This window comes from Legionella impletisoli (assembly GCF_900639875.1).
Classification (GTDB): domain Bacteria; phylum Pseudomonadota; class Gammaproteobacteria; order Legionellales; family Legionellaceae; genus Legionella_A; species Legionella_A impletisoli.
In genome coordinates this window covers 42,527-65,079 of record NZ_CAAAIA010000008.1, presented here as the reverse complement: position 1 = coordinate 65,079, position 22,553 = coordinate 42,527, and the positions used below count along the sequence as shown (strand labels likewise).

Here is a 22,553-nt window from a genome sequence, read left to right as displayed (position 1 = left end):
TTATAACCCTTCTACCTTGAGTTGCATTACTTTGCCATGCCAAGAAACCAGCAGGACTGGAGACTTTTGCATTTCATAGGCATGCATTCCATCTGCACTGGTCATGCTTCCAATCCAACCTGGGGATAATATCGTAAGATTAGTTCGCACATACATTTTTTCATGCAAAAGCCAAGCTCTTGCATCACCGCCACTGACCGTAAGACGTGTACTTCCTGGCGGAGGAACACCATCAAGCACGTGTAATAATACATCGTTTGCTGAAGGAGGCAATCCAATCTCGACTGATGCTGTTTTTGCATTCGGGCCATATCCCTGTATTCGTAAATCAACGCGATAATCTACCGCTTTCTGACCAGGGATTAACGTAAGCATGACAGGCGTATTTAATCCTATGAGACGAACTGCAAGATTTCCATAAGTATATAACTTAGTGGATTGAATCATAAGCGTATTACTGGTTTTATCCCACTGAATGTTAAAGGCAGCAGGATCACCCAAATCATATGCGCTAATAGGCCACGGGGCTCCTGTGGAATCGAGAAAAACCAAAGACGACACAAAGCCTTGAGCCAGCCGAATGACGGGGGGCGTTGAGCCAGGCGATAAATTGACCATTTGTGAAGTTGCGGTCGGCTTTGGAGGGGTTCCTGCCGGAGATTCTTTAGCATATTCATTCGTATGATACATTTGCTTCAGTCGTATGATTTCTTCTGGAGACAAAGGAAATAGCTGCTGAGTCATTCCTTCATAAGCGAGCTTATCCAGTGTTTCATTTTCACTAGGGCTAATCGTAACGGGTGCGGCAATTGCACCCGCTTTTTGATTTTGAGCTTGATTTGGATCAGCGGGTTGCTTTTGAGCTGCATCCTGTTTTTGAGCACCCTCAGCCTCTTTCGTGCCAGAATCTGCTGCGAGCCTTTTTTGAAGCATGCGTAGCTGCTCTAAGGCTTGTTGAGCAGAATCCGTCTGTTGCGCAAATACCAAAGACCCAATCCCAAAGCTAATTAGGATGAATAGGGAGCGGGTTAGAATGAATATTCTCATGCTCATCCACCCACCTCACCACTAGCAGGCCCAACAACAAATTGGGAAATACCAATCCCTCTAGGTGAATTTAATGTGGAAACACGCGTGATAAGCATAGTCACCACATTATTTTGCTGGGTAAATTCACTAGCGCTTTGATATGTCACTAATATTGGCATTTGAACACGCCAAGAATATCGATCGTTTAATACACCCTTTTGAAGGATGATAGGTGCTCTGGTTGCAACCGCAGACACGATCAACTTTTTGGCTTTTACCGCTTCTAAATTGTTTGAATCTTGAAGCGCATTCAAAAATTGAGTCCAACCATTCGCGGTAAAAAATCCAGATGCCGCTTGCAATTCACTGCGATAATTCACAAAGTTATAGGAAAACGCTGCGATTGCAGCTTGGTTTGCCCACTGCAATACCGCTGAGTCAGACTGGTTCGGCTCATTTAAGGGAAAGAGCGGCGTAATTCTTCCATTAATGCTGGTAGCAAAATATTTCGGTAAAGGGGGATGCGTAATGATGTAAAACAGAATGGAGCCAAAGACCACATTCGCAATCATTGAAATCAATAAAATCAAAATAATTTTTCTTTGCCCATCACGATAGAAGGCATTTCTTATTGAAACAGCTGTTAAAGCATCCTCAGCCATAATATCCTCGCTATTGCGGTATGACTTTTGCGTCATTAGTGTCATTTACAGGATCACTCGCTAGTAGTGCATCAGACGTATAATTTGGTTCGTCTAAAGGAGTAAGCTCTACAGGCGGTGTAATACCATTTGTTGCATAAAAATCACGTTCGGGCTGGTGAAAATAAGTGTAATAAATTCCAGCGCCTAATAAAACATTAAGAGCAGCAGAAAAAAGTAAGGCTGTACCGGTTTTACGATAGGTCATCACGTAAAAGCGTTTTGACTGTTTAACTATTTCCCAGGTGCCTCGACTCATTTCATCTCCATTTTAGGCAACTTCATCGCGAAATGTAATCTCAATTCTTGAATTAATGGACTGATCACCTTTCTTAACCAGTGCAAGAATAGGTTTATCACTACCCAGTCCGTGTGTAAAGATAAAACGACTATCGATGTTTTGCGACCAGAGATAATCCGCAACAGCACGAGATCGTGCTGCCGTCAGCGCCAAATCTCTTGGCGGTGAAACACATTTTCCCGTAAAGGCATTAACATTTACAGCCACTTTACGAAATTGTTTTAAATAGCACGCCACATCGTTGAGTAACCCGTAAGATTCCCAGCGAACTCTTGGAGAATTGTTTGCAAAAACAGCTGCAGCGGGGATACTTATTAAATAATTTTGTCCAATGGTAATGACTCTAACCCCTTGAGTTTCAAGTCGTTTTTGCATTGTCACTCGATGCGGATCAGAGGCACCTGCTACTTTATATGGCAATGAGGGAGGTGTATTGTCCCCTTTCCTGTAATGCCCGCAACCCAGTACAAGAATTGACAATAAGGAGACCGCCATCCAGTATGAGCAGTTAACAAAAAGGATTTGCAATCGACTCAAGGTAATCCCCATAACAAATTGATGAATGATCTTATGAAATAAAAACATACAAATCATCTTGTTACAAGCAGTACTTTAAATTTTTGATAAACAGAAGAATTTTTGCTCAAATTTAAACTAGTACCGTTTCCATTTAATTTTGTCAGGTAGTGGTGCGCCTGCTACCTGTCAAAATTAAATGGAAACGGTACTAGGATGGGCGCTTAGGATTCGGTGCTCTTCGCTCGCTCTCGCTCTCTGGCAATGTCTTCAAATAAAGAAGCTACAATATCGGTTAGTTCTTGAGCAGTAATATTATCTCGCTCATCAGGAGGATAATGGGTTGCAGCCTGAAAATCTTTAATTAATTCATTGGCGATATTTCCAGCCAACTTATCTTTTTCACCCGATAGTCGTTCAATATTCATCATGTAATCACGAGTTACATTGATGTTTAGGAGTGGCATAGAAAAACGCTCCACATCGGAGACAAGCAATTTAGGGGCAGACTCAGATTGATATAACTTGGTAAAAATAGTCAATGCTCCTGGTGTTTCTTCCTCAAGAATCTCTTCGACAGCCTCCGGTTCGTTATGCCCATGAAATGCTAGCAGTGCTGAAACACCACGTTCTATCGGTTCTTCAATCGTTGATTCACGTAATGTTTTGCTGATTAAGGCAATTTCTTCAGTATGAACCTCTTTATTGATTGAAATATCGCCTGACTCAAGAATTTTGTGAAATCCACTGAGTTGCTTATGCAGTTTTTGGAGATACTCATCCGGTGGTTCTTCTACTTTTACAAATTGGTTAATTTTAAGATGTTTCACAGGCTTCGGATTAGCATAAAACATGCGCGCTCGGACAATTTTTGATTTAAAGAAAATGTGCGCTTCACCTTCGGATTGCTCTTTTAAGTCTAATAAATCAATACGAGCTCGCTTTTCAAATGAGGAGCTTTTTGTATCTAAATAGCTATTAGCTATACTCGTTTCTTTGGTTTGGAAGGAGTCGACTTTTGTGACATAAGCCTCCCCCGCTGTCTTAGTGAAAAAGTCCCAAGTTTCAACGGGGTCTTCTAGTTTCATACAGATTTTAATATTTGTATTTGCTCCAATTGAAGCGGCTTCTTCTTTTGATGCTTTTTGGAATGCAGGCAGATCCTGCCCAGCAAAAATGGCGGAGAACCCTAAAGAACGAGCCTGCGCAGGCACAACAGCAAACCCTTGAACAGCATAGTAACCATATTCATCTAGAACACAAATATAGGGCGTTGGTGCATTCGTGGGCTTTCGCTCAATAACATCCCGATAGTCCCCTTCCACTTCTTCACCAAGCCCTGCTGCCATCATCGCTTTTAATGATGAGACAATAATCTTTCCTAAGTTGGCTAATTCATCTGGAGATTTTTCTAGTGCTGGTAATAATACGACCAAAATTCGACGATTTAATACCACGTCTTTAAAGTCAACTTCAGCAAGATTAGTGCGGACAATATGACCATAAGTATCTGCAAGAGAAGAAAACGCACGAACCAACTGCATGGTAATAAAGCCGTGCTGTTCTAGCACCTGAGACACTTGTTTTCCTTTTTTTTCTTTATTGTAACCTGGCAAGGTGGATAAATAATTTCGTAAAGGATCCGTGACCACTTTAGGAATAGACTCAATATTCACGCTTTCTTGATCATCCCTAGGAAAGATTTTGTCAATCACAATGGTTTCAAGACGTTGCAAATCGAAATAGTTTCGAATGGTGTCTGCATCTAAAAGAATTGCTCCCTCATCACGCATGTAAACCAATAAGCGCATGAGCGCTTCTACGAAGGCAATCGCACGACCTTTCCACATATCACCATCGGAAGACTGGCTTGCACCTCCCATCAGACTCACCACAAGCTGTGTAAGCATGCTGGATGATCCTTGGCAAAAAGGGTTTAACGTATTAGAAAGCCTTCGTTCCTGAGGCCCAATAATATCTCGAGCGCCTGTCATAAAGTTGACTAACAGCAGATCGTCTTCACGCCCCATACTCCGAACCATTGAAAATATTTTAGCGTAAAGCGAGTTATCCCCTTTTCCATCCACGTAAATAAAACCACTTCCTTGGACAAGCGCATTAAATGCTATTGAGACAAGCGTTTCGGTTTTACCACTACCGGTTGATCCAAAGATCAGGGCATGGGTACGCATATCATCATTCGTAAACCAAAGTTCCTCATTGGTCTTGCTGTCGTTACCGAAAAAAGCAATACCACGTGAGATATTGGGTGTTTTGATACCTGGTTTTAAATCATTATAATCTTTAACGTGAGCCGTCTTTGGTAAGCGAAACGGTAAGGTCTGCTTGCGTGTGTAGGTATAGAAAAAGGATAAAACACCAATAGCAAGCAAAAATATCGCCAATTCGGAGAAATAATATAAAATTGCAGCCAAAGAAATTAGAACGATGGATACATTGGTAGGATCGCTAAAAAAATCACTAATTCGCTGCCCAAGCGTTCGAGTGTCCCGTAATAGCTGGGTAGGATCGATTTCATGCCGAGAATCTATACCACGCATCATGGCTCTAACTCCTGCATTTCTTTGGGCGTTAACTTCACCTCTTTTATGGCAATCTCTAAAGCCTTGATTGCTTCATCAATCATAGGTACTAGAGAACGACGCCCCATAGCTTTTTCTGCTTTCCAGTGTGCAAAAGGACCTGCAACCTCCACATAGGGAGTTTGTCGACCAACGCAATTGAGCATATACCATAATCGACGATCCACTGGCTTTAACCATAGAAATTCGGCACTTGGAACAACCCCATCATCACGAGCACTTTGTAAAAGAGAAGCCATCACAGTCAAGAGATATGCATGACGAGCCGGAAGTTCTTTTGCAATCTCTGAGTTTTGATATTTTCTAAGAACGCTGTTAGCAATATTAAAATCAGGCTTTCCTTGTGCATAGCTCTTATTAATGGAATCTAGAATCATTGTCGCTGAACTGCGATCGCGATTGACTCTTGCTAAAAAAACTGCCGCTAAGGCTCGAACATGGGGGGGGCAACGTTCAAACCCATCCCAATAAGGTCCGAGTTGCATGGTAAATACTCGCTTAGCATCAGCCTTGCGTAAGCCTGCTGTCATTTCCTGGCCAGGTATTGGCTTATCCAGCAGAACATCATCTTTTTTGAGTAATTGATTTTTTCTTGCAAATTCCATAGGGGATAGAGCCATGGCCCAAGGTCCCTCATTAATATTGACATCAATAAGGTTTTCTTTGACAACAGGCATAATGGCAGGCCAATTATATTGTTCCTGCTTTCTAAGTGTATTCATGTTATACGTTTTACGGAATTTCAACGTCACATTTGAAGTATAGAGTACAACGGCCAATATCGCTAAAACCACAATGATTGGATAACGGACATAGTTTCCTACACTCCGAGCCAAATCAACCATCTGGCCCCAATCAACCGATTTTGGATCCAGTGTTTCCATTAAATAAATTTCATTAGCTAAGGTCTGTGAGCCAACAAAAAAATTCACTAATCGAGCTTGAAGAATATTTAAATGAAATACGAAAGAAACGATGTATTGATGACCCACTTCCCAAATCACAAAAGCGGTTAAAATAATTAATACCATGATCCAAACTGGAGCCATGGAATTATCACCGCCAGGTTGTTGTTGTGCTTGTTGAGCCATAGGATGTTAAGAAGAGTATTTTAATTAAGTATATACTCCCTAGGAAGGATTTGCGACATTTCAAGTAATGCAAACTGAAATGAAAAAAATGAACATTGAAACATGCTGTTTTCTATCTCTAATTCAATACCTAGGATAGGTATATGACCTTTTGCGGATATTTTACCTATGGTTAAGCGGATTCATTCGAGTTAATTTTGACTAAACGCCCGCCAAGGTATTTGTAAACACCAGAAATATGGACAAAACGATTAATGTTTTCGACTTTAATTGCCTTATCCTTTAACGATAAAAGAGGTTTTCCGAGTTTATCCGTTGGGATTTTATCAGGATGGGTAGGAAGAATATCGTCTTTATTAATATAAATAGCGACATACCCTTCGTTATTTTGATTCTCTTTGGTGCGAATCACTTCTTTAACATCTTGCTCATTTGCATAAATTGGGCGAGAAATAATTTGCCTGGGTAAGTTAGCTAAAATATGAGTCCAAGATTGAATATTACTTCCTGTAGAAGAATAAAGCGCTATAAAAATTTCTCTTTGACCACTTCTTAGTGCAATGCGATTTGCTAAATTTGAGGCAATCTTTTCATCTTGATTCAAGGCTTTCGTTTGACTTGAGAATTTATCACGTAACTGGCGCAAATTTTTACCAATAACCCGTAAAAAATTAGACTCTTCCCAAGGGCCTTCATTTATCGCATTGTCTAACGCCTCCAAAATGGCTTTAGATTGTTCTTCTGTTATTTCATCTTTCATAAAAACCTGATTCTATACCTCCCTCATTCAGCGTTTAAGTCTAGTTTATCATTCATTGAAACTATATATTTATATAAGGGGCTTACTCTGATATTAGACTCCACTGGAGGATTTCTCGAGGATAACCAACGAAATTACATGCGAATTGTTGGTTATTTTAAATTTTCAATGTGAGAAATAATAGCATTTTTTTTTGTCTAGGACATTAAGATTCCAAGGAAGATTATTTATTGGTATGAGGGATGTATATTAAGAACTAACTTAGAGAATCTTCTGTTCTAGTTATTTATGCTTTGCAAGCAAGAAACATTAAGAAATAGGAAAGAAAATCAAATTAAAAGCGCACACGCCAAGCAGCGCTCATTTGATGCATAGAAACCACAATACGGTGCAACCGATTTAAAAATTTGGTGAGGTGGTTGAGGAAAGCGTCTGATTTTCTAACACCGCTTCAATGTGCTCAATAACAGATGCCAATATAGCTTTAGCTTCAGTGGTGCCTTTAGATGGGCGAACAGCATCCATTCTCTCAACACTGTCAAGATTATGTCTTAAGGGAGCTAGGATTTCCTCACCTACATCTAATATTGTAGAAATGGCACGCACTCCTCTTCCAGCATTGCTTTCAGCAAAATATCCAACCTTTCGAAGTACGGAGGCCATGATTAACTCCTAAACACATACATGATAGTAGAATAACAGAAACTACCTTAAAGAAACCTTAAGAAACATTTATTTAAGATAATTACCCCTACTTCCATGTAACCAATCTCGGGGAAAACCGTTAATCATACATTAACTCATCTAACGGTGTGTAATCCCGACTTGGCCCTCCTTGGATCAACTCATTTACTACATCCGTCATACATAATAACCTTAACACATTTGGTGTCACTTCATCAAATATGACTCGACTCCCAAGTAATGCATTCTCTGCATCATCAAACGACACCCCAAGCCCATATCCTAAACACAAAGAACAAAGCTGATCAGCGCGTCTAGCAATAGCTGGTAATAAGCCTGTAGGTGAAAATACTTCCTCAAAACTCACAAAACGATCATTTAAATAAAACTTTGCATTCATGCTTGCCGCTATTACGGCCATACCTTTACTGATATCCGTTTTCATTCATCGCCACCATGGCTGAGATGATTTAACTGAGCCTGCCAAAAAAGTACGTAACCACCGCAAAAATACAGGGACAGTAAACCCATAATGTTCAATTATTCCAAAGAATACAGCCGAAACAATCACTAAAACCCCAGTCCAGACTCGTATATGCATCAAAAATAAAAAAATCGGAAATGCCGCCCGTGCATCGACAATAAAAAATCGAGCGCTGCGGGCAGAATCTCGCCAATGAGCCGTTGGGGAAAATCCAGCCATGCTAATTCAATCCTACAAATTGCTTTACTTAAAGTATATCGTTCCCGAAGCACAATGCAACCTTGTTATAATACTAAGACAAAATCATGCTTTGAGTAAATAATAGCCTGTATACGTCACTCAACTCACTGATGAATTATGTCATGGCATTTAGCTTCGAAAGTTTGTGAGAATAAGTTAATTTGTCAAGTTTTTAACCGATTTAGAATCACTAGCGAGGCTGTTTATCGTTGGTAGTTTTTTTACCAAGACAAGCGGTTAAAATAGCTGTCATCGATGGTGAAGACTCGGGTGTTTGTTTAGGAAAGTTCTCTTTGTCAGAATCGGGAACGGGGTCTTTTATATTCTCTTGTAGCGTTGATTCATCGAAACGAGCAGGAGTATCGTTTTTAGACGTATGATGCTCGCCCAGTAAGTTTTTCATACGATTGTATGATGTACCATGTTTTGCGTTCGCCATACAATATCCATTGAGAACAGTAATAATCAGTATAACGCACCTTTCTTAAGGTTTTATTAAATTGACCTATTTGTCAATCCTACCTCTTTTTTTTGTGCTAGCTAAGAAGCTTCCCTTGATCAAGGTAACGTATCTCATAGCATTAAATAAAACAAACGGTCTACGATCTGTACTTTATGCAAGAGATCTAGATCTGCACTACATTCAAGATCGACTGGATGCCCTACATAAGTAGGGCAAGTGGACAAAAAAACTGTGTTATGTAAAAAAATTAGATGCGTTTTACTTGCTTTCTTGCTTCGATAGATATCCTGTAATAAAGTATCAGCCTATGAAATTTAAGAATATCTGTCTATGAAAAGTTTTTGCATCGCGATAGCGATCGCGGGCTTAGCTTTTGGTGCAACGCTTTTTCCGCAGCAAGTCCCAGCAATGATTAACTGGATTCATGCTTTAGGTTATATAGCTCCCCTCTTTTTTCTATTCTTATATTGTTTTGCAACCCTTTTTTTTCTACCGACCATGGTCGTTACTTTAGCTGGAGGAGCTTTGTTTGGGCCAATTTTCGGTACTTTTTTTAATGTGATTGGTGCAACAATGGGGGCTGCTATTGCTTTTGCGATTAGCCGTTATTGGATCAGTGACTGGGTCCATTCTAAGCAAAATAAGCATATTACCCTTTTAATTCGAGGGGTAGAGCGGCGTGGGTGGCAATTTGTTGCGTTTTTAAGACTGGTACCCATTGTTCCATTTAATTTAGTGAACTATGGATTAGGTTTAACACGAATAAAATTTAGTCATTATATCGTAAGCACCTTTATTTTTCTTGTTCCAATTGAAATTATCTCAACGTATTTTGGTTATGCAGGAATAGACTTCCTTGCCAATTCTAGCGTCTTATATAAACGGATTTTTTTAGCAATTATCGTAATTTTTGCTCTCGCCTACTTCCTTTACCAGTATTGTAAACAAAAGCGATCTAAGAGCTCATGAAACGGTTTGTATCCGAGGTGATAAGCAATCTTAGCTTCTGAATAGTGGGATGATTCACGTCATAAGATTGACCGCCCCATGTTCGAACAGGTATTAATCGCCTTAATGCATTGGTTACAAATAAGGCATTTGCGCTCAGGAGTAACGAATGAGAAATGAATCCCTCAATGAGCCCCATATTGCAGTCTAACGCTAAATCGATGATTCTAGCTCTGATGATGCCTGGCATGAGACCACATTGAATGGAAGGCGTGTATAAGATGTTGTTATGTATCATAAAGAGATTGGCCACGGTTGTTTCTGTTGCATACCCTTGTGTATTAAAAAACAAAACATCGTCCACCCTCTCGGCTTTTGCTAAGCGTTGTGCTTGGATGGACTCCAAATAATTAATGGACTTGAATTGATAGATGGGATTATGTGCATCTCTCACCCAAGGAGCGGACATAAGCGTGAGCGCATTGGGCTTAGCACTTAAAGAAAAGGCATGAAAAATTAAGCTTGAGTCCGTTGCTTCTGCACTTAATTCTCTTGCTCCCCTACCACTCATTAAGACGACTTTAATACCACCATCCTCTAAATCAGCTTCTAAAATAGAACGATGAAGATGCTCATTCCAAGTATCCTGTGACATTTCAAAAGGGATTTTAAGCACGCTAGCTGTTTGGTGCATTCGTTGCCAATGTGAAGACGCATAACACGGTTTACTTTGTTCAATTCGGATAGTTTCAAATAACCCTTCCCCAAGCATCATCCGATGCATAGCCGCTTTAGAATGTTTATGAATAATTTTAGTGGGCATGAACGTTTGAAGTGTGTCGGCTAAATGTCTCTTGCTCATCCAAAGCTTAAGACATTTAGCCAGAGAACTAACTAGTAATCAAGAAAATCATCGAGTTCTTCGCGCAGTCGTTTTTCATCTAAAAGATTTTCCAATCGCCTGCGAGCATCCGATGTTGAGTCAAGACGACTATCCAGAATGATTTCATCGGCGTCGACAAACTCATCTTCTGTCATTAACTCTTTTTCTTCTTCATCATCGTATAAATTACTCATGCTATCCTCTCGAAAGTTAAAATAGCAATATACATCGCTCCTGATCTTGTCCTGGTTAAGGATGGGTGATTCAAAAAGCGAAACCTTAAACTAACTCTGTGTTCCTATAAACGGACCGTGTTTACAGACGAAGCGGTATATACCTCAATTTTTGTAGTTTGCCTAGTTATTTTTTAAAAAATTTTACTCTTAGACTCATAAAAACTGCTTCTATACTTCGCGCGGTCACAATCGCGCAAGGTTTATACCCATGGGAATTGAGCAGACTGGTTTGTAGACCATTTGATTTTTGCCACTTCAAGGATAAGTAATACCAAAGCTTTATTCTAATCTTTGAAGTGAAAATCAGCTGAAAAACAAATGCATAAAACCGTTAACTTCATTTCCAATGCGTATATTGCAATATGAAATACATCTTTGTGATAATCAAGAAAAATAATGAGTAAATCGCAATCCTTTTTTAAGATCTTGCTAACAAGGCCGTCATGAGCAATCAATCAAAAGTCTTACTTAGAAAAAAATTAAAACAAATACGTAATGCATTATCTCAAGAAGAGCAAATGCAACAGTCTCATCGTATTTGCAGCCATATTAAAAATCTAGAACCCTTTAAATTTGCAAAGAAAATTGCATTGTACAGTGCCCTTCCCGGAGAGGTTAACTTAGATGAGCTTTGGCAAATCGCCCTTCATCAAGATAAAATTTGTTATTTTCCAGTACTGCAACCTGATTTAACCTTAGCCTTTCTACCAGTGGATACAAATACAGAATGGACAAAAAACCGTTTTAATATTAACGAGCCTGTTGTTGACTTAGTCCATGAGGTAAAACCAGAGAATTTGGATATTATTTTTATGCCCTTACTAGGATTTGATGAACAAGGCACTCGTCTTGGCATGGGTGCAGGATATTATGATCGAACCCTATCCAACCATATTTTTCCCTTATTAGCAGGAGTCGCTTTTGAGGTACAAAAATTAGATTACATTAAACCTGACACTTGGGATATCCCAATGGCTGTTACAATCACTGAACGCGCGATTTATTGGAGTAAGTCATGACACAATATTGGCTAATGAAATCAGAACCTTCTTGCTTTAGCATTGATGATTTAAAAGCATCTCCTAATCAAACCTCACCTTGGGATGGTGTTCGGAATTATCAGGCACGTAATTTTATGCGGGATAAGATGCAAATAGGTGATCTGGTCTTTTTTTATCATTCAAATTGCAATCCACCAGGAATTGCAGGAATTGCTGAAATCGTTAGTGAAGCCTACCCAGATTATACAGCCTTTGATCCAAACAGCGACCATCCCGACGTCAACAGCACCCCCGATAATCCACGATGGTTTATGGTGGATGTGCAATTTAAAGAAAAATTTTCTGAACTCATCTCGTTAAATGAGTTAAAAACACATCCCGAACTTCAAGGTATGCCATTACTTCGTAAGGGAAACCGATTGTCCGTGATGCCAGTCGGTCAAAAAGAATGGGATTTTATTATGCAGAAACTACGCTAAACGTTAGCTTAACGCATCTTCGTCAACCTCACCGGTTCGAACTCTGACCACGTGTTGTAGATCGTAGACAAAGATTTTACCATCACCGATTTTACCGGTATAGGCCGATTTACAAATTGCATCAATAGCGGCTTCAACCATATCATCGGGCAAAGCCAATTCAATTTTAATTTTAGGTAAAAAATCAACCACATATTCTGCCCCACGATATAACTCGGTATGCCCTTTTTGACGACCAAATCCCCTGGTTTCTGAGATGGTAATTCCAGGGATACCAATTTCCATCAACGCTTCATGCACATCGTCAAGCTTAAAAGGTTTTATGATGGCTGTAATCATTTTCATATTTGCTCCTTAATTTACGTTGCCATCTTATAAAGAATTTGATTGAAATCCCATAGCCGATGTCACTGAACTTTGCTAGACTTTTATCATAACCGCGATAAGGCAGAGGGAGTCGTCATGTTTGAGCCAAAAGATTTTGATGAATTAGCAAAAAAATTGTACGCAGCGTTACCAAGCAGCTTACAAGAAGTTGAAAAAGATATTCAACAGAAATTTCAAGACATTTTAAAATCCGCCTTTAAAAGAATGGATCTAGTAACACGTGAAGAATTCGATGTGCAAGTTAAAGTATTATTACGTACCCGTGAAAAAGTAGAAGCATTACAAAAACAAATTGATGCGCTTTCGAAAAAAAAATCTAAACCGCACTAATCTAAATTCGACAAATGAATCGATTTACATTCAATTACCAAATTTAGGTTAATTAAACATCGACTCCAATCCTTCGATTCGTTAAAATGGCTTGGTCCAATCAGGGAAGTAGAGAATTATCATGAACCTAGCCATTACCAAAACTCGTAGCGCATTAGGGATTGAAGCGCAATCAGTCTCTGTAGAAGTTCATCTATCGAATGGCCTACCCTCTTTTACTATTGTGGGTCTCGCTGAAACGGCTGTGAAAGAAAGCAAAGATCGTGTTCGAAGCGCCATACTGACCAGCCACTTTGAATTTCCTTATCGTAAAATCACGGTCAACCTTGCCCCTGCTGACTTGCCCAAAAGCGGAAGTGGGTTTGATCTCCCCATTGCCATTGGCATATTGGCCGCCTCAGGACAAATACCTCCTGATAAGTTAGATTCGCACGAATTTATTGCTGAGCTAGCACTCAATGGCTGCCTTAGAGGTATTTCGGGCATTATTCCGATCGTTTTAGCCAGTAAACGTGAGAATCAACAATTAATTATTGCTGAGTCCAATGCAAAAGAAGCTTCTTTGGCCAATCAACAAGACGTATTAGCCGCTAATACGCTTCGCGAAGTTTGTAGTTATCTTTGTCAAAACACAGCCTTGAATACGCTGCCAGCAAGACCTTTTATAACCCGCGACGATGCAGAAATTGACTGGTCTGAAATCAAAGGCCAAGCGCATGCCAAAAACGCGTTAGAAATCGCGGCTTGTGGAGGACACAGTGTTTTATTAAGTGGGCCGCCTGGGAGTGGAAAAACCATGCTGGCTTCAAGATTCAGTACCCTATTACCTGAGCTTTCAGAAGAAGAGGCTTTAGAATGTGCGGCCATTCGCTCGATTCGTGGCAAGATCTCTAATTTTAAACATTGGCGTCAACCGCCATTTCGAGCGCCTCATCATACAGCTTCGCCAGTTGCGCTTGTAGGCGGTGGAAACCCACCAAAGCCAGGAGAAATTTCTTTGGCCCATCGTGGTGTTTTGTTTCTCGATGAGCTGCCTGAATATCATCGTCATGTTTTGGAAACCTTAAGAGAACCCTTAGAATCAGGCCATATTTGTATATCAAGAGCTGCATGCCAAATGGAATTTCCTGCTCAGTTTCAACTGATTGCAGCGATGAACCCATGTCCATGCGGCCATTGGGGAAATTCTAAAGGAAATTGCCTATGCAGTCCTGAACGCATTAATCGCTATTTAGCTAAACTTTCCGGCCCTTTACTTGATCGGATCGATATGCAACTCACGGTCCAAGCTTTAAGTGAAGAGGAACTCATTAAACCCAATCAGGCTCCAGCTGGCGAAAGCACAAAAATACGCGAAAAAGTAGCCCTGATACGCGAACGGCAACTCAAACGACAAGGATGTATTAATGCTAAGTTGTCTGCCAAAGACTGTGAACTTGTTTGTGATCTAGGCGAGAATGAACAAACGTTTTTAACTCAAGCGATGAGCCAGTTAAAACTCTCTGCTCGAGCATTTCACCGTTTATTGAAAGTTGCAAGAACCATTGCCGATCGGCGTGATGCAGATACGGTTCATCTTCAAGACTTGCAATTAGCTTTATCGTTTAAACAAACCTTACGAGCCTCTTAATGTTCAAACTTTCTTCAATAATTCCTGCCCCGAAAGTTCAGTGCAGGCAAGGTCTACCTGCTAATTATATCTTAGAGTTGGGCGGGAATTGTTAAACTTTCTTCACAAAGGGTTAGATTGAGAGCGTTTAGTATAACAGCGCTTGCAAAATGGCCATGCGAGCGAACACCCCGTTTTTAACTTGTTGTAAAATAACCGATTGTGAGCCATCAGCCACTTCACTATCTATTTCCACCCCTCGGTTCATTGGTCCTGGGTGTAGGACAATTGCATTAGATTTTGCGATGCCTAAGGTTTCTGACGTCAATGCAAACATATTGCGATATTCATCTAAGTCTAGGCTTTCTTCTTCGTTTAATCGTTCGCGCTGTACCCGAAGGCACATCACAACATCTGCGTCTTGTAAGCCTTCTTTAAGGGATGTGGTCACCTGTCCATAATGAATTGTTTTAGGTTGCCAAACCTTAGGCGCAATCAGTGACAACTCACCCACTCCCATCAGCGAACAAAGGCTTTGAAATGAGTTGGCTACTCGCGAATGAAGTAGATCTCCGATGACTGCGATCTTTAATTGGCTTAAATTGGGTTTATGTTCAATAATGGTCATCATATCCAAAATAGCTTGACTTGGATGGGCATACTGGCCTGATCCAGCATTAATGATGTGAACATCTTTTGGCATTTCTGATGCGACCTCATGTGGTAACCGGTCGTGAGAATGACGAATAATAAACACTGAAATTCCCATCGCAGATAATGTTTTCACTGTGTCTGCAATCACTTCGCCTTTTTGCTCAGAAGAACGTTGTAAATCTAAGTTAATGAACGGGAGCTTTAAGTGGTGAGCCGCTAACTGAAAACTCACTTGTGTGCGAGTGCTGTTTTCATAAAATAAATTGGCTGCAGTAAATTGCGAATAGGAGGGATAGTTAAGGCTTGTTTTAAAACTTAAAGCGGTGTGAATTAAAGACTCTGCTTCTTGCTGAGATAACTGACTGATTTCAAGAAAATGTTGCATTCGCTTACTCTCGGCAGAAAATTTAGGGGTATTGTATGCGATGAATTAAATTTGTCTACTGCCACTTTAATGCACATTATCCCAGTTAAGCGTGCTGCAACCACTGTTCTAAAATAATACAAGCAGCAATGCTATCAATTTCAGCTTGGCTTAGCTTACGATACCCCCCCTTTTCAAAGAGAAAAGCGCGAGCCTCTTTAGTTGAGAGTCGCTCATCTTCGAGATAAACAGGCAAGGAAAAGCGTTTGTTTAATTGATTGGCAAATCGGCGACTAGCAGCCGTTGTGTATAATTCAGCGTTATCGATTGTTTTTGGTAATCCGACAATTAAGGCACTTGGTCGCCATTGATTAATGAGTGATTCAATGTTTAGCCAATCAGGCACGCCTTGTTTGGCAGGTAAGGTGGGTAATGGGGAAGCACTTCCTGTTAATCGCTGACCCACGGCTACCCCAATACGTTTATATCCAAAATCAAACCCCAGGAAAACGCCTTCAGGCATGTCCAGAACCTGATGTCAATTGTCTCATATCAACCCCAATGCTTGCACCCGCATAGAGCCAGCGATCTTCAAACGGTACGTCATACATAATTTCCGAGTTAAAAGGGCATACTAGCCAGACATTATCGAGCATTTCCTGTTCCAATTGATTCTCACTCCACAAGGTATAACCTAGAGTTACTAATACATCTTTAGGGCCATGGTCTTCGGCAATAGCCCGAATAATATCATTCGAAGTCGTTACCGTCACGTCATCTCGTAAAGCAAGGCTTGAACGCCAGCTCCCAAAAGGTCTATGAATAACAAATCCTCTATCCGGTTGAATTGGTCCACCATAAAGCAAAGGCATATTATTTTGCTCACGTTTCGTCACCTCGATCTGTAGTTGATCAAAGACAAACCCTAAAGGGAACTCTAGTGGGCGATTGATAATTAGACCTACCGATCCTTGAACATGATGCTCACAAACATACACGACTGACTTTTTGAAGCTTGGATCATTTAAGGAAGGCATAGCAATCAGCAAGTGATTTGCTAATGATGTATTAATAGCCATGACTATGCCTCCTTAATCTTTTTCCTCTACTATAAGTATATACCACTGAGAGAAATCGATTTTTGTAGGGAAAAAGATTTATACGCTTTGAAGATAGAGGCGCGGTCAACTTAGACCTTACTAACACCGTGATTTCAATACAGGCTAAGTCTGTATTTATCATCAAGCTAACGGTAAGATAGATAGATGAAAGCCTCCATGCCCATAAGCAATGAACATGCGAGATTTTAGGCTTCTTGATTTTCTGTTTTAAATTAAAAACGAGTAATAGCAAGCCCTTATTGGAAGTTTTTAATTAAAAGAGAAGCGGCAAAAGTAAACCATAAAAACGTATTTTCATTGACCATGGGTATATAAATAAGGATAGAAAGTGGATTCTATTGAACTAAAGCCAAGTGATATTTTTATTTTACGGGCCTGGGAATTCGATGAGCTACTGTGGTTAATTATTGGCATCAGCCTAATAATATTTTTGTTTACTTTATACATTTGGGATAGAACTCAAAAGCGTCACACGATTCTTAGAAATTACCCCTTAATTGGACATTTTCGATACATTGGTGAATTTTTAGGCGAATATTTAAGACAATATTTTTTCGCTAATGACCGTGAAGAATTACCATTTAATCGCGCTGAACGAAGCTGGGTTTACCGCGCAGCCAAGAATGTCGACACCACTATCGGCTTCGGCTCCACAAGGCCTTTACATAATACCGGAACGGTTTATTTCGTAAGCGCCCCTTTTCCCCCCCTTGCACGCGATGAAGCTGCCATTCGTCCAGTCACCATTGGACCCTTTTGTGAAAAGCCATATACCTCAAATCATATCTTCAATATTTCAGCTATGAGTTATGGGTCGATTTCAAAACCTGCAATTCTTGCATTATCTAAAGGCGCCAAGATGGCTGGTTGCTGGTTAAATACAGGTGAAGGTGGCGTATCTCCCTATCATCTTGAATATGGATGCGATTTAGTTGCTCAAATCGGAACGGCAAAATACGGTTTCAGAGACGTCAACGGCCAATTATCAGATGAGCAATTAAAGCGCTTAGCTGAAAAAGAATCTATCAAAATGTTTGAAATTAAATTAAGTCAAGGCGCCAAACCAGGAAAAGGCGGGATATTGCCTGCGATTAAAGTCACCAAAGAAGTTGCCGAGATTCGAGGAATTCCTGTAGGGGTAGACTCGATTAGTCCAAACCGACACGTTGATATTAGTAATGTGGAAGAGCTATTAGATCAAATTCAGCATATTCGAGACATCACTGGAAAACCAGTAGGATGCAAGTTTGTTTTAGGAAGTTATGACTGGGTTCATGATTTGTGTTTGTCGATACACAGACGCGGGATCATTCATGCTCCTGATTTCATCTCACTGGATAGTGCTGATGGAGGAACGGGGGCATCGCCTCAAGGGCTAATGGATTACATGGGCATTCCAATCCAAGAAGCCTTACCCAGGCTTGTGGATATTTTAGTTTTATACAATCTTCGAGACCGAATTAAAATTATTGCCAGTGGCAAATTAATCACACCCGCTGATGTCGCCTGGGCATTGTGTGCTGGAGCAGATTTTGTTAATTCTGCGCGAGGTTTCATGTTTGCCTTAGGATGCATTCAAGCGATGAAATGTCATAATAATACTTGTCCAACTGGCATTACCACACATGATCCTCGTCTACAACGCGGCTTAGTCAGCGAAGACAAGGCGATGCGAGTTTATAATTATGCCAACAACATGGCGCACGAAGTTGCGATTCTTTGTCATTCTTGTGGGGTAGATGAACCACGTCAGCTTCAGCGATCACACGCTAGAATCGTCCGTGAAGATGGCTTTTCCGTTTCATTGGCTGAAATATTTCCAGATCAAGAACCACTAGAAGAATATAAATAACATTCAATAGAAATCATATGTAGGAATAGGGTAAATACGTTTAAGTAAGAAAAATTGCGGGAAATAAGGAATTGTTAATGAAAATCAAAGGAAAGATGTCCTCAATATTTTGGAAAGGCTTATTTACCCTGCTTCCGTTGTATTTAACGCTTTATTTTCTATTTTGGTTATTAAAAAACATCGAAAATACGTTTGGAGGGACACTGAAATTAATCCTTGGAAATTTTTATTTTCCTGGAATGGGTTTAATCGCTGCCTTGATTTTGGTATTTACCTTTGGCATTTTGCTTCAAATCTATATTACTCGCTACATTAATGACTTAATCAATCGTTTTATTAGTAATTTACCCGTCATCGGGGAAATCTATGATTCCTTACGATCAATCATAAAATATTTAACTAAACCCTCTACACCTGGTGGTGAAGAAGTAGTCATGGTCGAGTTTAAAGAAAATAATTTTAAAATGCTTGGTATTGTAACACGTAAAGATTTTGAACATGCACCCAAGGGTATTGGAGAAGAAGGTTGGATTTCAGTGTATCTTCCCATGAGTTATCAAATTGGTGGGTTTACCGTTTATGTTCCAGAAAAATGCGTAACCAAAGTTAATTTAAACTCCAAACAAGCGCTTAAATGGGCATTAATTGGAGGAATTAAAGATAACCATTCCTAATGTTCATGCGTATTGGCATGACAAAACATAATCTTAGTTTTTCAGCTAAAATTAAATTAAATAGGTTATCTAAAGGGAAATGAAATGATTTCAGCAAAGGACAAAATTGCAAATCCACTAAAGTTTTATACCACGCCAAGCGAAGTGGAATTAGATAGTGAGCTTAGTGTTGATGAGAAAGTAAAATTGCTAATTAACTGGTTGGATGATATCAATTTAAGAATTATCGCTGAAAGTGAAAATATGCCTGCAAGAGAAGAAGAAACGCGTTTCTACATGGCGGAAGTCGAGCGCTTACTGCATAAATATCAACATGAACAGGCTCAACAAAAACGCTAGTCAAATGCTTGTTTCGAACATGCAAAAGGGATAAGTTAAGAACCCCATGATTCATTTAGGTTTTATCGGAAGAGGAACGTTTTAATAAGTTTTTCTCCTGATCGACACGTTCTATTCGACGACCTTGTTCTTGAAGTTCTTCTTTATCACTTCCAAGTCCCCCTTCCGCATTCGTCACAATGTTTGAAGACTCTTTTTCTTCAATCTTTACTTTTTCACGTTCTTTTCTCGTGTGTTTCTCGGGCAATAAAACCGAAACTTCATCCAGCATACTTAATTCAATAATCTGTCCAGGCATTGAGATATTAGCCTTCTGGAAAGCACCTTTTATTAAGCGAATAACAGATGAGCGGACTTTTCTCCAATGATACTCTGTCCCATCGAGCCAAAAATAGATTCGTAAATTAACGGTAGAAGCGGCTAATTCATCCACTAAAATCCAAGGCTCTGGGTCTTTTAGAACGGCGGGATGCTTTTCGAGCACTTGAAAAGCGACTTCTTGGGCATGAGAAATTGCCTCTTCATACCCAATACCCACTACAAAGCTTTCACGACGCTTAGGATTACTTGTAAAATTACAAATATTATTTTTATAAACCGTAGCATTCGGTATTTGAACCTCATGCCCATCTAAAGTGATTAAAATTGTACTGCGAATCGTCAGTGCCTGGACATAGCCAATAATATTGTCTACTTCAATCAAATCCTCGTTATTAAAAGGCTTTTGGACGCTTAATAAGATGCTGGCGAGTAAGTTTTCTGTGATATCGCGAAACGCAATCCCAAGAATAATACCTAATACCCCAGTACCACCAAGAATAGTCAATGCGATGGTCGTTAAGCCAAGAACTTGTAGAACAATGTATAACCCGAATAAAATACACAATAAAGCCACTCCACGGGAGATCACATCCGCCAGTAAAGGATGTAGGTCTCGATTTAAAAGTGATTGGTGTGCATATTTGGAAGATAAACGAGCAATAAGCCAAGCCAACACAATAATTAGAATGGAAACACCTACAAAAGGCAGAATTCTTAAAAAACTTTGCCAGTGATCTTTAACTCCTGTCTTAAATTCCGTTATATACCATGACGCGGGGCTAACAATCTTAATTTCATTCACAACAGCAACCACACCTTCAGTTTTATTGGCAAGAACCTCCGCCCATTCTTTATGTTTTGCCGTTTTTGTTTCTCCGCGCAAGAATACTACGCCATCATTGACTTTAATGTACGTTTTTTCATACCAGTCGGTGGCTTGCATAATGCTTTCTAGACGCTTTTTTATTTCCTTATCTTGCGCAGATGGTTTGATTTCAACTGGTTTTGTGATTTCTGGTGCATCTTTCTCATCCGCTAAGACTTTATTATTATCACTGGGTATTGCCTGAGCGCCATAAGCGCTCAGAGTTAAACAGAAACCCAGGATGAATGTTATGACGAATTGTAACAGACGATGCATGGCCAAACCTTGAGCGTTAATAGCGATAAATAGCTGCTAAACCACTATCGGTTGGCATTTTATCGCTGGGAACAACAATCACATCGCCTTGGCTTTTTAAAACGAGCTCCCCTAAATCATCCAGTAGATCATCCACTTCTGGATTCAGCATTTCATCCAACTTATATTCACCCGTTTCATGATCGATTTGACCTGGTATTCTGCGATCCGCATCAATAAGCAAGGTCTCAATACGTCCTGATACAGCGGCTCTCGCCACATCTTCTAATTCATCGGATCCTTTATTGTTTGAACTGAGATCACCAAAACGCTCAACGAGTGCATTTAATTTAGCGAGATAATAAGGCTCGATCACCTTCCAAGCGCGCTTTCGAATCTCATCAACCGTTAACTCTTCTGGATTTGCTCTGATGTCATCCGGTAAAAGATAAGGATTTTGGCTGATTTCATGAAACATATGATGATATTCAGGCAAAGCTGCAAGCAATAAAGGTAATTTAGATGTTTGGGAGTGATGCTTCGTAATTGCTTCATCGACTCGTCTGAAATATCGTTCAGCGTCCACGTCTATTTCATCTTTTCGGCCTCCATGCCCATGATGCATGGGCGGACCCTCTGTGCCTTTCCCATAAGCCGAAACCGTAAGACGAGGCTCGGTTACTTCATGCCCAAGGGCCTCGGTCAATGTTTTAGGCACTTCTTTATGCAAGGTTACTTCTTCTAGTGCATCACGCGTTCCTTCATATAATTTCACTTGTCGACGAGTTAAGGCTAATACTTGAAAGTGCCCTGCTGATTGCATGATGCGAATCAAAGGCTTTATGTGAAAATTATCCGCCACAACAGCTAGTTCAGGAACTTCACGCGGAAGTTTATATAGTTTAAAAAGATCTTCATTCGCCAATATGGCTAATCCATTTTGAACGTGGGTCCAAAACGTATGATTATTCATCAAGTCATAAAAGGGTTTCATTAAATGGGTCGTTTCGCGACTGGAATAATTCTTTTCTAATGAAGATTCGATTTTCTTCACTAAGTTTTTAAACCGAATCACATCTTGCTCCCTATCGGGATGAGCAGGATGTGTTGGTTGATAGAGGGAAATACAGGGTGTTTTGGATGAGTTTAGAAACAGTTCTGGATAGTCTTCAGTCAGTACACTCATTATTCTTGCTCCTTCCTTAAGCTTTTTAGGAAATTCCTTGGTATTTTTCACAGTTCTTTTAATATTATAGAACAGCTTGAGCATAACCTGGGTTTTTTTAAAACTTAAATTCGGCCGTTGAATCTACTTCGAATAGCTCCTACACCGAATCTAGGTTAAACATTATTCCAGATACAC

The 22,553-nt window shown here is 40.0% G+C and carries 27 protein-coding genes; 8 read left to right on the top strand and 19 right to left on the bottom strand.

All coding sequences use genetic code 11. The features are described 5' to 3' along the window. The 11 genes from E1O41_RS09490 to E1O41_RS09440 form a co-directional block, all read right to left on the bottom strand. Positions 1 to 1,053, bottom strand: coding sequence for a DotH/IcmK family type IV secretion protein (locus E1O41_RS09490; protein ID WP_131777088.1), 1,053 nt, complete (start codon positions 1,051 to 1,053; stop codon positions 1 to 3). Then, the gene (locus E1O41_RS09485) at positions 1,050 to 1,691 is read right to left on the bottom strand and encodes a type IVB secretion system apparatus protein IcmL/DotI (RefSeq protein WP_131777164.1); all 642 of its coding nucleotides are present in this window, start codon (positions 1,689 to 1,691) and stop codon (positions 1,050 to 1,052) included. Before E1O41_RS09485 ends, E1O41_RS09490 begins: the two co-directional genes overlap by 4 nt. Before the next feature lie 10 nt (positions 1,692 to 1,701). Continuing rightward, on the bottom strand, positions 1,702 to 1,989 hold the full coding sequence (gene icmM, locus E1O41_RS09480) for a type IVB secretion system protein IcmM/DotJ (protein WP_131777087.1): 288 nt from the start codon (positions 1,987 to 1,989) through the stop codon (positions 1,702 to 1,704). Positions 1,990 to 2,001: 12 nt separating this feature from the next. After that, the gene (icmN, locus tag E1O41_RS09475) at positions 2,002 to 2,616 is read right to left on the bottom strand and encodes a type IVB secretion system protein IcmN/DotK (protein ID WP_229669371.1); all 615 of its coding nucleotides are present in this window, start codon (positions 2,614 to 2,616) and stop codon (positions 2,002 to 2,004) included. Between the two features lie 155 nt (positions 2,617 to 2,771). Continuing rightward, a complete protein-coding gene (locus E1O41_RS09470) occupies positions 2,772 to 5,111 on the bottom strand; it encodes a TraM recognition domain-containing protein (RefSeq protein WP_131777086.1) in 2,340 nt (779 codons plus the stop codon). After that, on the bottom strand, positions 5,108 to 6,241 hold the full coding sequence (icmP, locus tag E1O41_RS09465) for a type IVB secretion system coupling complex protein DotM/IcmP (protein ID WP_131777085.1): 1,134 nt from the start codon (positions 6,239 to 6,241) through the stop codon (positions 5,108 to 5,110). The genes E1O41_RS09470 and icmP overlap by 4 nt, the downstream gene beginning before the upstream one ends. Positions 6,242 to 6,413: 172 nt before the next feature. Then, a complete protein-coding gene (icmQ, locus tag E1O41_RS09460) occupies positions 6,414 to 7,001 on the bottom strand; it encodes a Dot/Icm secretion system protein IcmQ (RefSeq protein WP_131777084.1) in 588 nt (195 codons plus the stop codon). Between the two features lie 399 nt (positions 7,002 to 7,400). After that, positions 7,401 to 7,664, bottom strand: coding sequence for a hypothetical protein (locus E1O41_RS09455; RefSeq protein ID WP_131777083.1), 264 nt, complete (start codon positions 7,662 to 7,664; stop codon positions 7,401 to 7,403). A gap of 121 nt (positions 7,665 to 7,785) precedes the next feature. Next, complete coding sequence (locus tag E1O41_RS09450) at positions 7,786 to 8,130, bottom strand: type IV secretion IcmS family protein (protein ID WP_131777082.1); 345 nt, start codon at positions 8,128 to 8,130, stop codon at positions 7,786 to 7,788. After that, positions 8,131 to 8,388: an IcmT/TraK family protein gene (icmT, locus tag E1O41_RS09445; protein WP_131777081.1), complete on the bottom strand. Its 258-nt coding sequence runs from the start codon at positions 8,386 to 8,388 to the stop codon at positions 8,131 to 8,133. 211 nt (positions 8,389 to 8,599) lie between these two features. Further along, the gene (locus E1O41_RS09440; protein ID WP_131777080.1) at positions 8,600 to 8,848 is read right to left on the bottom strand and encodes a hypothetical protein; all 249 of its coding nucleotides are present in this window, start codon (positions 8,846 to 8,848) and stop codon (positions 8,600 to 8,602) included. A gap of 354 nt (positions 8,849 to 9,202) precedes the next feature. Between E1O41_RS09440 and E1O41_RS09435 the strand changes: the two genes are divergently transcribed. Continuing rightward, positions 9,203 to 9,841, top strand: coding sequence for a TVP38/TMEM64 family protein (locus tag E1O41_RS09435; RefSeq protein ID WP_131777079.1), 639 nt, complete (start codon positions 9,203 to 9,205; stop codon positions 9,839 to 9,841). Here the strand turns inward: E1O41_RS09435 and E1O41_RS09430 are convergent. Both E1O41_RS09430 and E1O41_RS09425 read right to left on the bottom strand, forming a co-directional pair. After that, entirely contained in the window at positions 9,828 to 10,682 is an 855-nt protein-coding gene (locus E1O41_RS09430) for an aminotransferase class IV (protein ID WP_131777078.1), read from the bottom strand. The genes E1O41_RS09435 and E1O41_RS09430 overlap by 14 nt on opposite strands. A 32-nt stretch (positions 10,683 to 10,714) precedes the next feature. After that, complete coding sequence (locus E1O41_RS09425; RefSeq protein WP_131777077.1) at positions 10,715 to 10,897, bottom strand: PA3496 family putative envelope integrity protein; 183 nt, start codon at positions 10,895 to 10,897, stop codon at positions 10,715 to 10,717. 485 nt (positions 10,898 to 11,382) lie between these two features. On the opposite strand from E1O41_RS09425, the gene E1O41_RS09420 reads away from it, so the two are divergent. Further along, positions 11,383 to 11,958 carry a 5-formyltetrahydrofolate cyclo-ligase gene (locus E1O41_RS09420; RefSeq protein WP_131777076.1) on the top strand — a complete coding sequence of 192 codons (576 nt, stop codon included), beginning with the start codon at positions 11,383 to 11,385 and terminating at the stop codon, positions 11,956 to 11,958. Next, complete coding sequence (locus E1O41_RS09415; protein WP_131777075.1) at positions 11,955 to 12,419, top strand: EVE domain-containing protein; 465 nt, start codon at positions 11,955 to 11,957, stop codon at positions 12,417 to 12,419. The genes E1O41_RS09420 and E1O41_RS09415 overlap by 4 nt, the downstream gene beginning before the upstream one ends. A gap of 3 nt (positions 12,420 to 12,422) precedes the next feature. Here the strand turns inward: E1O41_RS09415 and E1O41_RS09410 are convergent, their stop codons facing one another. Beyond that, positions 12,423 to 12,764, bottom strand: coding sequence for a P-II family nitrogen regulator (locus E1O41_RS09410; protein ID WP_131777074.1), 342 nt, complete (start codon positions 12,762 to 12,764; stop codon positions 12,423 to 12,425). Between the two features lie 117 nt (positions 12,765 to 12,881). Here E1O41_RS09410 and E1O41_RS09405 point away from each other — a divergent pair, with 117 nt between their 5' ends. Then, positions 12,882 to 13,136 (top strand): accessory factor UbiK family protein, encoded by a 255-nt coding sequence (locus tag E1O41_RS09405; RefSeq protein WP_131777073.1) that lies wholly within the window; start codon positions 12,882 to 12,884, stop codon positions 13,134 to 13,136. Positions 13,137 to 13,257: 121 nt separating this feature from the next. Continuing rightward, complete coding sequence (locus tag E1O41_RS09400; RefSeq protein ID WP_131777072.1) at positions 13,258 to 14,766, top strand: YifB family Mg chelatase-like AAA ATPase; 1,509 nt, start codon at positions 13,258 to 13,260, stop codon at positions 14,764 to 14,766. A gap of 127 nt (positions 14,767 to 14,893) precedes the next feature. Here the strand turns inward: E1O41_RS09400 and E1O41_RS09395 are convergent, their stop codons facing one another. The 3 genes from E1O41_RS09395 to E1O41_RS09385 all read right to left on the bottom strand — a co-directional run bounded on the left by E1O41_RS09395 (position 14,894) and on the right by E1O41_RS09385 (position 16,842). Then, positions 14,894 to 15,784 (bottom strand): aspartate carbamoyltransferase catalytic subunit, encoded by an 891-nt coding sequence (locus tag E1O41_RS09395; protein WP_131777071.1) that lies wholly within the window; start codon positions 15,782 to 15,784, stop codon positions 14,894 to 14,896. A gap of 85 nt (positions 15,785 to 15,869) precedes the next feature. Further along, entirely contained in the window at positions 15,870 to 16,286 is a 417-nt protein-coding gene (ruvX, locus tag E1O41_RS09390) for a Holliday junction resolvase RuvX (RefSeq protein ID WP_131777070.1), read from the bottom strand. Then, the gene (locus E1O41_RS09385; RefSeq protein WP_131777069.1) at positions 16,279 to 16,842 is read right to left on the bottom strand and encodes a YqgE/AlgH family protein; all 564 of its coding nucleotides are present in this window, start codon (positions 16,840 to 16,842) and stop codon (positions 16,279 to 16,281) included. The genes ruvX and E1O41_RS09385 overlap by 8 nt, the downstream gene beginning before the upstream one ends. Before the next feature lie 370 nt (positions 16,843 to 17,212). On the opposite strand from E1O41_RS09385, the gene E1O41_RS09380 reads away from it, so the two are divergent. The 3 genes from E1O41_RS09380 to E1O41_RS09370 all read left to right on the top strand — a co-directional run bounded on the left by E1O41_RS09380 (position 17,213) and on the right by E1O41_RS09370 (position 19,749). Next, positions 17,213 to 18,736 carry an FMN-binding glutamate synthase family protein gene (locus E1O41_RS09380; protein WP_229669372.1) on the top strand — a complete coding sequence of 508 codons (1,524 nt, stop codon included), beginning with the start codon at positions 17,213 to 17,215 and terminating at the stop codon, positions 18,734 to 18,736. Between the two features lie 77 nt (positions 18,737 to 18,813). Next, on the top strand, positions 18,814 to 19,410 hold the full coding sequence (locus tag E1O41_RS09375) for a DUF502 domain-containing protein (RefSeq protein WP_131777068.1): 597 nt from the start codon (positions 18,814 to 18,816) through the stop codon (positions 19,408 to 19,410). A gap of 84 nt (positions 19,411 to 19,494) precedes the next feature. Beyond that, positions 19,495 to 19,749, top strand: coding sequence for a hypothetical protein (locus tag E1O41_RS09370; RefSeq protein WP_131777067.1), 255 nt, complete (start codon positions 19,495 to 19,497; stop codon positions 19,747 to 19,749). A gap of 55 nt (positions 19,750 to 19,804) precedes the next feature. On the opposite strand, the gene E1O41_RS09365 is transcribed toward E1O41_RS09370, so the two are convergent. Then, entirely contained in the window at positions 19,805 to 21,211 is a 1,407-nt protein-coding gene (locus E1O41_RS09365) for a mechanosensitive ion channel family protein (RefSeq protein ID WP_131777066.1), read from the bottom strand. A 16-nt stretch (positions 21,212 to 21,227) separates the two neighbouring features. Beyond that, positions 21,228 to 22,376 carry a baeRF3 domain-containing protein gene (locus E1O41_RS09360; RefSeq protein ID WP_131777065.1) on the bottom strand — a complete coding sequence of 383 codons (1,149 nt, stop codon included), beginning with the start codon at positions 22,374 to 22,376 and terminating at the stop codon, positions 21,228 to 21,230. Between the last annotated feature and the right edge of the window lie 177 nt (positions 22,377 to 22,553).